The following is a 2,398-nucleotide window of genomic DNA, read 5'->3' on the forward strand; positions in this document are numbered from 1 at the left end:
CTCGCGTGAAAACAAATTTTAAGCTTCGATTCTCTTATTGAACACGCTTCGAACAGAAGAATTTTTTTAACGCTCGAAGAATCAATTTTCTTTACGCCTCCATTTCCTATGTCATTTTTTTTCGATTTGTTATTGTACAAATATTGGTTTTCTTTTACTATTGGTTTTTTAATGGTTTTTAATTATGTTAATTACTACCTACTGTTTCCTGATGTTTTTGTCGACTTATAGGAAAGGGCTTTTTTTATTTTGTAGTATTTAAAAGTGGATATTTTCATTTTTCTGCTGAATAATTGTATTATCATATCGATTCCTCTTTAAGTTCATTATCGGTTGACTTCATTTTCATTTGTCTGATATATTCAGCTGGGCGCAATTTTGTTATTTCAAGAAAGGCAACTGAAAAGCTCTGCCTGTGGTTAAACCCCGCATCTTCCGCAAGTGCTGCAATAGTGAGCAGTTTATATTTTTTATCCTCATTTAATTTTTTGATAATGTAGTTTATTCTTAAGTTCATTAAATAAGGCTTAAAATACATCCCTCTTGTTTCGTTGATAAAGACCGATAAATAATTCGTATTGGTTCCCAAGTTTTTAGCCAGTTCAATCAAAGTGAGTTTTTTATCTCTAAACCCTTCATTTTCTTCAAAGCGGTTTAACTTAACTGTAAGGGAGTTTACGACATCGATGGGTAGTCCTGATTTTTTGGAAGTGGTTTCCGTGACCTTTATGAGATTGTTCTGTTCCGCCCATCTTTCCTGTAAGAGTCTGTATTTGTTCAGTACTGCTAATTTTTTCCGACGGTACATGAGCAGTGTTACGATAAGACCTGCGGTAAAAGCCAATAAAACTATTATCACCGTCCAATCTGTCACTCTTGTCACCTGCCACTGTTTCTTTTCCTGCAAATCTTTCTTTCGATCATAGTCTTTATGAATCTTTGCCGACAGAAAGGCAAAATCTTTTGCTAAGAAAGAATCTACTTTAAGCATTTGTCTTGTGTAATAGCGTTCTTGTTTCAAATCATCTGTTTCCTGAGCGTAGACGATTAATTTATCATACGCATGCCTTACCTCCGGGACTATAAATTTTCTTTTACAAAAAATTGAATCAATCTTTTGAAAATTTCGTATTGCTTTTCGTTTTTCATCAGTTTTCCAAAAAATGTTTCCCCTGTAAAAATAAACTACTGATGCCCCAGCAAAATCGTCTCTTTTTAAAATCTGGGGCAGTGCTTTGTCCAGATAAAATACTGCGGAATTATACTGTCTCTTATTCAACTCTGCGATCCCCATGCAGTTATAAAAATATGCTTTCTCCAGAGGAAAGCTGTCATCATTCCCAATCTCCATTAATCCTTTTTGAATTAAACTGTCTGAACGCTTCCACTGGCCCAAGTTTCTGTACACTACAGTGAGCTGATGGATGCTGTTGAGATATGCCCTTTTGTAATTGTAATGTTTAACCGGTTCTTTTACTGTCATCATCCTTTTTTCAAAGAATGCAATACAACTCATAAAATGCTCAGATGCAGGTTCATAAAATCCGAGATAACTTTTCACCACCCCTATATGATAGACAATTTTATTTTTCAGATACTCATCTTCTGTATTTTCTGCAAATTTCTGCGCTATAAGATACTGCCCGAGTGCAGGCTGAAATTTCTTCATATTGAAATAAAGCACAATCCCCCTTCCCAGATATGCATTTGCAATCAACTGATTATCCTGAGACCGAAGTGCCACCGTAACCGTAGAATCTGCATACAACATTTTCGTATGGCTGTTCTTTGAAAACTGCACGCCATCACGATATCCCTGAACCCATTTTTCGTAGTTCTTTTCATTTTTTGCTTTTTGAATGTATTTTTGAACGTATGGCATCGCACGTTCATCATCGGTAGCTCTATTTTCATATTTTTTGCGAATCTCTTCAAAAGATCTGTTTTGTGCGAGCAATGGAAATGCAGATATACAGTATAGAAGGAAAAAGAAAAACCAGCGTTTCATCATCATTAGTTTGGTGTATACTCAAATGTAGAAAATTTTTCCCGCAGTTCCCAACAGTGATACCCCATTATTGCATTTATGCCTGCTTATGCCCCATTAAAACATCTATTGATAGAGGTTCCGGAATATTTTTATATGGTCTGCTTTAGCCAATCAGGACGTCTGATTTCTCCAAACACGCCCACAATCGTTTTTTTCGAAGCTCTGTGTCCCTCTACATTTGACCTGAGAATCTCAACTTATTCAACGGCCGAATTTTTAACTCAAATTCTAAAACAATGAAAAAACTAATTTTTAATGAATATCCGTAATTTATCATAACTTTTGTATATTTGTAGTAATCAAACAATTAGATATGAATTTATTCAGTTTTTCAGCACATTTTGGGAC

The 2,398-nt window shown here is 35.0% G+C and carries 1 protein-coding gene; it reads right to left on the minus strand.

All coding sequences use genetic code 11. The features are described from left to right. Positions 1-301: 301 nt before the first annotated feature. On the minus strand, positions 302-2,014 hold the full coding sequence (locus IV513_RS15290; protein ID WP_209391419.1) for a helix-turn-helix domain-containing protein: 1,713 nt from the start codon (positions 2,012-2,014) through the stop codon (positions 302-304). Positions 2,015-2,398 lie beyond the last annotated feature (384 nt).

The organism is Chryseobacterium sp. RR2-3-20, assembly GCF_017808115.1.
In the GTDB taxonomy this organism is placed as follows: domain Bacteria; phylum Bacteroidota; class Bacteroidia; order Flavobacteriales; family Weeksellaceae; genus Chryseobacterium; species Chryseobacterium oryzae.